The 6,716-nt window shown below is 50.4% G+C and carries 7 protein-coding genes; all 7 read left to right on the top strand.

The window, feature by feature from the left end; translation table 11 throughout:
* Positions 1 to 1,261: 1,261 nt before the first annotated feature.
* The 7 genes from QEH57_RS24340 (at position 1,262) to QEH57_RS24310 (ending at position 6,554) form a co-directional block, all read left to right on the top strand.
* Complete coding sequence (locus QEH57_RS24340; protein ID WP_309009414.1) at positions 1,262 to 1,780, top strand: hypothetical protein; 519 nt, start codon at positions 1,262 to 1,264, stop codon at positions 1,778 to 1,780.
* An 84-nt stretch (positions 1,781 to 1,864) separates the two neighbouring features.
* On the top strand, positions 1,865 to 3,499 hold the full coding sequence (locus QEH57_RS24335; protein ID WP_309009413.1) for an IS1182 family transposase: 1,635 nt from the start codon (positions 1,865 to 1,867) through the stop codon (positions 3,497 to 3,499).
* Positions 3,500 to 3,594: 95 nt separating this feature from the next.
* Entirely contained in the window at positions 3,595 to 4,020 is a 426-nt protein-coding gene (locus tag QEH57_RS24330) for a hypothetical protein (RefSeq protein ID WP_309009412.1), read from the top strand.
* Between the two features lie 94 nt (positions 4,021 to 4,114).
* On the top strand, positions 4,115 to 4,711 hold the full coding sequence (locus QEH57_RS24325) for an outer membrane beta-barrel protein (protein WP_309009411.1): 597 nt from the start codon (positions 4,115 to 4,117) through the stop codon (positions 4,709 to 4,711).
* A 379-nt stretch (positions 4,712 to 5,090) separates the two neighbouring features.
* Complete coding sequence (locus tag QEH57_RS24320) at positions 5,091 to 5,561, top strand: hypothetical protein (protein ID WP_309009410.1); 471 nt, start codon at positions 5,091 to 5,093, stop codon at positions 5,559 to 5,561.
* A gap of 68 nt (positions 5,562 to 5,629) precedes the next feature.
* Positions 5,630 to 6,094, top strand: a complete 465-nt coding sequence (locus tag QEH57_RS24315; RefSeq protein ID WP_309009409.1) for a hypothetical protein — start codon at positions 5,630 to 5,632, stop codon at positions 6,092 to 6,094.
* Positions 6,095 to 6,122: 28 nt separating this feature from the next.
* A complete protein-coding gene (locus QEH57_RS24310; RefSeq protein WP_309009408.1) occupies positions 6,123 to 6,554 on the top strand; it encodes a ribonuclease E inhibitor RraB in 432 nt (143 codons plus the stop codon).
* The last annotated feature ends 162 nt before the right edge of the window (positions 6,555 to 6,716 follow it).

Below are 6,716 nucleotides of genomic sequence, written 5' to 3'. Positions count from 1 at the left end.
ACGAAGGCGTCCCTCCTCGTAGGGCCGTCGCTTGCGACGCGCCGCAGTGCAAGATCCAACCAATTCACCACTCTCTCCATCCTCAAACCACAACCGCATCAATCCCCAACTCCAATCTGAGCTCATCTGAACAATCTGCGGGCAAACAAAAAGACATCCCTCACCCAAGCACCTACCTTACTCAACAGAGCAATGCCTACCCCACCTCCATCCCCAAAAACCAAACTGACGAAGCCCCTTTGCCATAACGAAGGCGTCCCTCCTCGTAGGGCCGTCGCTTGCGACGCGCCGCAATGCAAGATCCAACCAATTCACCACTCTCTCCATCCTCAAACCACAACCCCATCAATCCCCAACTCCAATCTGAGCAAATCCGCGGAAATCTGCGGGCCCCAAAACACAAACCCAATCTACCATTCATCCCGAACACCGACCTTGCTCATCAGAGCAATCCCCACCCCGTCCCAACAGAAGTTTCCAATAGCCACGAAAAGGCACTAAAAACCAAACCGACGAAGGACCTTCGCTATAACGAAGGCAGATCCAACTCTCGCCTCCCAACCCATTCTCGAATCGAGTCCTCGCCCTGAGTTCAGTGAAGGGATCCTCGCCCTGAGGCCCACCGAAGGGATTCAGCGCAGCGATGTTAATCTCTCCGCAGTGCAAGGTTCTAAGCGCAAACAGCTCTACGCAATCGTACTTTCACGTAAATTTGCCTTGTCTCCAAGCAAGTCCGAAATAGTTTCCCTTGTATGGAAAAAGCGCCGACTAACAGGAGAATCCCCAAATGTGTTATTACCCAAAAAGCGCGCATAACACCGGCCATATCCTGTTATTCCGACAACTTAACTGTTAAAAACGGTAAATAACACCCTCCTTGTTAGTCGTACCAAAAGCGCGCATAATACTACTGTTCGAAGAAACTATAATACAAGAATCTGAATACGAATCCAAATCCGTGCTATCTGTGTAATCCGTGGTTCAAAATGAAAGAAGACCTAGCATCGGAAAGAAGGATCGCAACACGACAACGGAAGCCAACATGTGAAGCCGTATCAATGTGAAGGCTCAAGACACGTCCCCAAGAATCCAGAAGGAAGCAGCAAGAAAAGCCCAAGCGATGGAAGTTCGAACCAACCGCTCCAGGCAACTGCGGCAAACGCCCGCCTCTTTCACTACGACCCCATGAAAATCAAGCATCCCAGAAATTCAAACGATAGCCTAGGCCTTGTCGCCTGAGCTCGGCGTTCGACGAAAGAAAATGAATCATCTCCATTTAACTCCAGCAGAATGGAAATATGTCACCTCCTCACTCATCAACCAAGAATCGAATATCCCTAGGCGTGGCAATTACACTCCAGTTTGGCGTGTAGCCCTATGGACTATCAACGGAGCATACGACTATATCCGAGATGAAGCCCTTCACTATTCATCGAAAGTTAGAAACTTATTGGAAGAAAAGGAAAACTCAGGAAGTTGGCCCAGAGGACAACGGGATGCTAAATACTGGCTTAGAGCAAGATGGGATGAAGCAATTGCTTACGCGAAAGAAGGAGCAGTATCGTCTGAAGACGAAGATCCTAAACAACCAAAGGAATTACAGAAAACGATCTCCACTTTGCTAATCGATCTATTCGATGAAAGATTGGTCGATTTTTGGTTAATGGAACACATTTCCGATATTACATACATCGACACCTACAAGGCATATCCAGAGGATTTTACTGCATACGAAAATTGGTTACGAAAAATTCAAGGAGGTGAATACTTACCCAAATAAAATGTCGAACGTGGCTGTCGAAAAACGACCGATTGTTAACAAGTCCTGATTGAGTCCTCCCGCGCTTGCTTTATGGATACGGGCATGAAGCCGAGGCCGCGATTCAAGGAAGACCAAAGAGCCCAGGACCAGATGTTCTGCGCCAGCCTGCTCGAGCAGCTCATCCCCGGAACGCTAGAGCACGCCATCGACTACCTCGTCGACAACAAGATCGGAACCGAGCCCTTCGAGAGCAGGTACAGCAACCACGAGGCGGGGCAGAAGGCCTACGACCCAAGGGCCCTGCTCAAGGTCGTGCTCTACGCCTACTCCATGGGGCTGGGAACCTCGCGCAAGATGGAAAAGGCATGCCGCACCAACCTGGTGTTCATGGCCCTCGCCGGAGGGGCTACCCCGGACCACTCCACCTTCGCCGCCTTCGTCTCCAACATGGGGGAGATCGCCAGCGAAGCCTTCCGGCGCATACTGCTCGCCTGCGACGAGCAAGGCCTCATCGGGTACACCCACTTCTCCCTCGACGGAGTGAAGCTTCCCGCCAACGCGTCGCGCGAGTGGTCCGGAAAGCGGAAGGACTTCCAGAAGAAGAGCGAGAAGCTCAAGGCCAAGATCCAAGCCAAGATCGAGGAGCACAAGAAGGCTGACGCCGAAGCGAGGTCCGACGACGACAGGCACGCCGCGCAGGTCGAGAGGCTCGAGCGCCACGCGGCCAAGGTCGACGCCTACCTCGCCCGGAGCGAGCCCAAGATCGGGGAATCGGGGAAGGAAGTGAACGACAACGTCACCGACCCCGAATCCTGCCTGATGAAGACGCGGCACGGCATGGTTCAAGGGTACAACGCCCAAGCCCTGGTGGAGCAGGAAAACCAAGTCATAGTCTCCGCCGGAGTCGAGGCCACCGGCCACGACCAGAAGCTCGCCAGCAGAGCCCTCGACGAAGCCAGCGCCAACCTCGAAGGCGGCAAGCTCGAGAAGGGGGCACTCACGGGAGCCTACTTCACCGCCGACTGCCAGTACCACAGCGAGGAGAACATCCAGGCCGCCCTGGACCACGGCATGGAAGCCTACATCCCCGACAACCGCTTCCGCCAGAGGGACCCCGCCTTCCAGGGACGCGAACGCCACAAGCCGAAACCCAAGGCAAGGAAACGCTTCGACGTATCCGAATTTGAATACGACAAGAAGAACGACCTGTACGTCTGCCCCAACGGAAAGCCTCTCAAGCTCGCAGCTCGCAAGGCCAGGAAAACCCACAACCTCTACCGGCGCTACGCCTCGCGCAAGCGCGACTGCGCGGGCTGCCCGCTACGCGATCGCTGCCTCGAAAACGCCAATCGCAAGACAAGGACGATCAACGTTCCCCTAAGCAACCCCGCCCCCACGCTGCGCCAGCTGATGAAGGAACGGATCGACACGCCCGAGGCGCGGCAGATCTACGGCAAGCGAATGCATATCGTGGAACCCGTATTCGGAAACCTGAGACACAACAAGGGCCTGGGTCGCTTCACCCTGCGCGGCAAGGACAAGGTTAACGCCCAATGGCTGCTCTACTGCTGCGTGCACAACGCCGAAAAGTGGGCGAAGGCCGCCTTCGCGGAACTTTTCGCGCCTTCGCGCCCCTTAAATTGCCCAAAACAGCCCCACGCAGCCATCTTGAGCTTGCCCTATCAGCAAAAGCGCTTAGAAAACCCAACCAAGGCCACGATCCTCAAAGCAGCCTGAACACCATCCAATCCCCCGGCCAAAGAACCTTATCCGACACCCAGAACCAGTCAGCCCATACAACTCCAGCCAGCGCTCCGCGCTGACTTCCGCGTATGGCTTTCACGTTAGGCAAAAAGATCATCAAAATCCCTATGACAAAAATTGGAGCAGTACTGGTGTTGCTAGCGTCGCTATTCGAACTAACGATCGAACGCCAACTGAAAGAAAGCAATGACAGTGCACAAAGCTACAAACTCGAAGAAAAAATAGATGCTATCTGGTTTTTGCTAGCTCACGAATACTCACATAAAGCAGAGAATCAGGATGAACCATGGGTTTCTACGAATTTCGCAGACTCAAATGACTTGTTCTTCAAACCCCGCAACCACGAAAAACTGAAGAAACAATTGAGGTACGTCACCAACACGCGAATCACTGTGCAGTTAGTCGGAGGCCTTCTCATTCTATTCTCCAGTTTCATAAAAAAAGAGAAGCCTAACCAGCCGTGCGATACAACTGCGGTCAGCGCTCCGCGCTGATCCTCGCGTATCCACTCAGCGTTAGCAGGAAAAACCGAATCCACTAAGACCTGCTCGCACGCCCCATCACCCCGAAACTACAAACTGTTACCCAATGAAGAGACCAACTCTAATAATCATCATTACTTTAATCGCAGGCTTACTTTCTGATGCAACAGCTGAAGAAAAGATCCAAGGAGCAGTTTCACTGCTCTACATGAGCGGATCTGGATCGCCCGATGCACCCTATTCAGGAGTTTCCGAATCCAAGGATTACGATGGAATCGTTCCCCGATTGACCATTTCGTACAACGTCACGGATCGTTTTGAGATAAATGCAAACTACACAAATCTAGGAACATTGAAGACTAGTTGGGTCGGGAATCAGACACCCCCTCTGTTGGGTGTAGCTGGTCGTCAAGCGATCACCCCCTTCGAAATAGAAGAAAAGATGGAAGCCCTAGGCCTTGGAATAGCGTACAAGACCGAAGCCGGAGGCGGTAGTTTAAAGTTCGGAATCGAAGCGAACCAAATAAACAATGAGCATGAGGGATGGTTGATAAAGAAAGAACGAGATTGGTCATTGGCCGTATCCGCTGGGTACGAATACCTCCTATCAGATAGACTCAGCGTTTCCGCCGACTATCTGCACATTAGCCCGCCTGGCAAGAGTCTCCATCTTCTTGGTGGGTCATTAAGATGGAAATTTTAGTGCTAACAATTCGCTCCAGGCAACGTGCGCAAGCGCACGCCGCCTGAACTCGGCGATGGGGAGATAAGGAATTTTAAGAGACAACAACTTGGCGACGTATCCAATTTATAAATCCAAGAATGAAGTATAAAGATCCTGCAATGGAGTGATAGATCGATTTGCGAGAAGGCCAACCAATCCGAAATCCCCTATAATTAGGATTGATCCTGCAGCAAACAAAAGATCGCAAATTGGCAATCGATCCGAAGACTTATTCCAAGAAAAAGAAAAGCCCAAGTTCCAAGTCGAACCCAACTCTGAAGATGAAAAACTTAACCCCATCAAGTCGGTTCTCACAACTCGCGCAAGCGCTCGCGTGAGACCTCTGCGTTCTAGAATCATGATTGATCTGCAGACCGACTCTAAAGCAATAACCGATTTCTTTCTATCCTCAGCGAGTCAGTTGAAGAGCGAAGGACACACACCGGTCATGAGAATCGGAATACTATGCACTGTGGAAGATGGGATTCTCACGGCCTCCTACGACAACAAACCGAACGAAGACAACGTATACATCGAAAGAATTACGGATTGGGACGTAAAATACTTTAATTGCATAACTTTTCCATGGGACGAGTCCTATTTCGGCAACAATATAGTCGAAATTAAAGATAAGAACGGGGAAGTACATTCCTTCAACAAAGAGCTAGACCAAGTTGGAGATGAGGAATTCTTAACCTATGTTTTTAACATTCTCATAGAAGCACTGGATATTGCGGTTCCTGAGGTATTCGATCTAACAAAAGCATCAACAATCGTCCTCCAACTAGTCGCTTCGGACCATACACACGAATGGAAATCAATAACCTAGAACAAGTCAGTGGTCACAACTCCGGAGGCTGCGCCTCCTCCGCGTGACACTTCGACGTTAGCTAGAAAATGAAGAAACGAATGATCACGATTTCCTTGGCTACAATAGCCGGACTCGCGTTGGTCACGTTGCTCTGGCCACGATCAATCGTGAATTCGGAAGAGCTCAAGTTTATCGATCCATCTGACGGCATTGATGAAAAAGAAGCGAGTATTTTGGCGGATGCGTTTTTCTACAAGTTTTACGGAGCATGCGGCGGAACCTCTCTAAAGAACGAAACCGACAAGCATTGGGAATTCGACATCCTCTTTGGATTTGCAGCGGAGAAGCTTAAGAATCCATTGATTGTTTGGAAAGATGGAAGCCACATTGGCGCTTCATACGCACCTTCTGTGGATTACGAATTCGGGTCTTGGAGATATTCTCTATTCGACTACATTCGAAGAGATCCAGTTCAGCATATGAAAGACTTGAGAGAAGAAAGAGAAGCTAACCAGTCAGCCCATACAACTCCGGCCAGCGCTCCGCGCTGACCTACGCGTATGGCTTTCACGCAAACAAATGAGAATCATCACACTGCTCTTAAGCATGGGAATCATTAGCACATTATTCGGAGCCAACAGCCCAAAGCCTTACAAAACTGAAGCTCAGTATCAGGAGATATGTCAAAGCCAGAAAAGAATGAACGCTGAGACAATTGAGCAGCTAAGGAAGTACGATGTCACTGAAGACAAAAAATTAAAACTTGAGTATTTTTTCTATACGAACGCCAAAGAAAAAGCAGAAGCTCTAGCAGCAGATCTACAGAAGCTAGGATACGTTGGCTCTTACGACACCTCGGCGAGCGACAAAATGGAATTCGTTATCACAGGGTGGACTACGCCCATAAGAATGGATTTAGATTCTGTAACCTCCTGGACCGAAAGCATGTGCACTACAGGAATGAAACATGACTGTGAATTTGACGGATGGGGAACAAATCCAACCCAATGAAGAAATCTGCAGATCAAGTCGTCGCTCACAACTCCGAGGGCTGCGCCCTCTTCGCGTGAGGACTCTGCGTTCGAAGAGAAATGAAACTAGCGATAATGGAGTCCGACGGTATTGATCCAGATGATTACGAACTCACAGAGATCGACGAACCAAGCTGGGAGA

Source organism: Pelagicoccus sp. SDUM812005 (genome assembly GCF_031127875.1).
In the GTDB taxonomy this organism is placed as follows: domain Bacteria; phylum Verrucomicrobiota; class Verrucomicrobiia; order Opitutales; family Opitutaceae; genus Pelagicoccus.
Note: the sequence above shows the minus strand (reverse complement) of the source record. Positions and strands in the feature narration are given on the sequence as shown.

Coding starts and splice junctions, on each gene's coding strand:
- QEH57_RS24340 (WP_309009414.1), top strand. CDS start 1,262: ATGAATCATCTCCATTTAACTCCAGCAGAATGGAAATATGTCACCTCC.
- QEH57_RS24335 (WP_309009413.1), top strand. CDS start 1,865: ATGAAGCCGAGGCCGCGATTCAAGGAAGACCAAAGAGCCCAGGACCAG.
- QEH57_RS24330 (WP_309009412.1), top strand. CDS start 3,595: ATGGCTTTCACGTTAGGCAAAAAGATCATCAAAATCCCTATGACAAAA.
- QEH57_RS24325 (WP_309009411.1), top strand. CDS start 4,115: ATGAAGAGACCAACTCTAATAATCATCATTACTTTAATCGCAGGCTTA.
- QEH57_RS24320 (WP_309009410.1), top strand. CDS start 5,091: ATGATTGATCTGCAGACCGACTCTAAAGCAATAACCGATTTCTTTCTA.
- QEH57_RS24315 (WP_309009409.1), top strand. CDS start 5,630: ATGAAGAAACGAATGATCACGATTTCCTTGGCTACAATAGCCGGACTC.
- QEH57_RS24310 (WP_309009408.1), top strand. CDS start 6,123: ATGAGAATCATCACACTGCTCTTAAGCATGGGAATCATTAGCACATTA.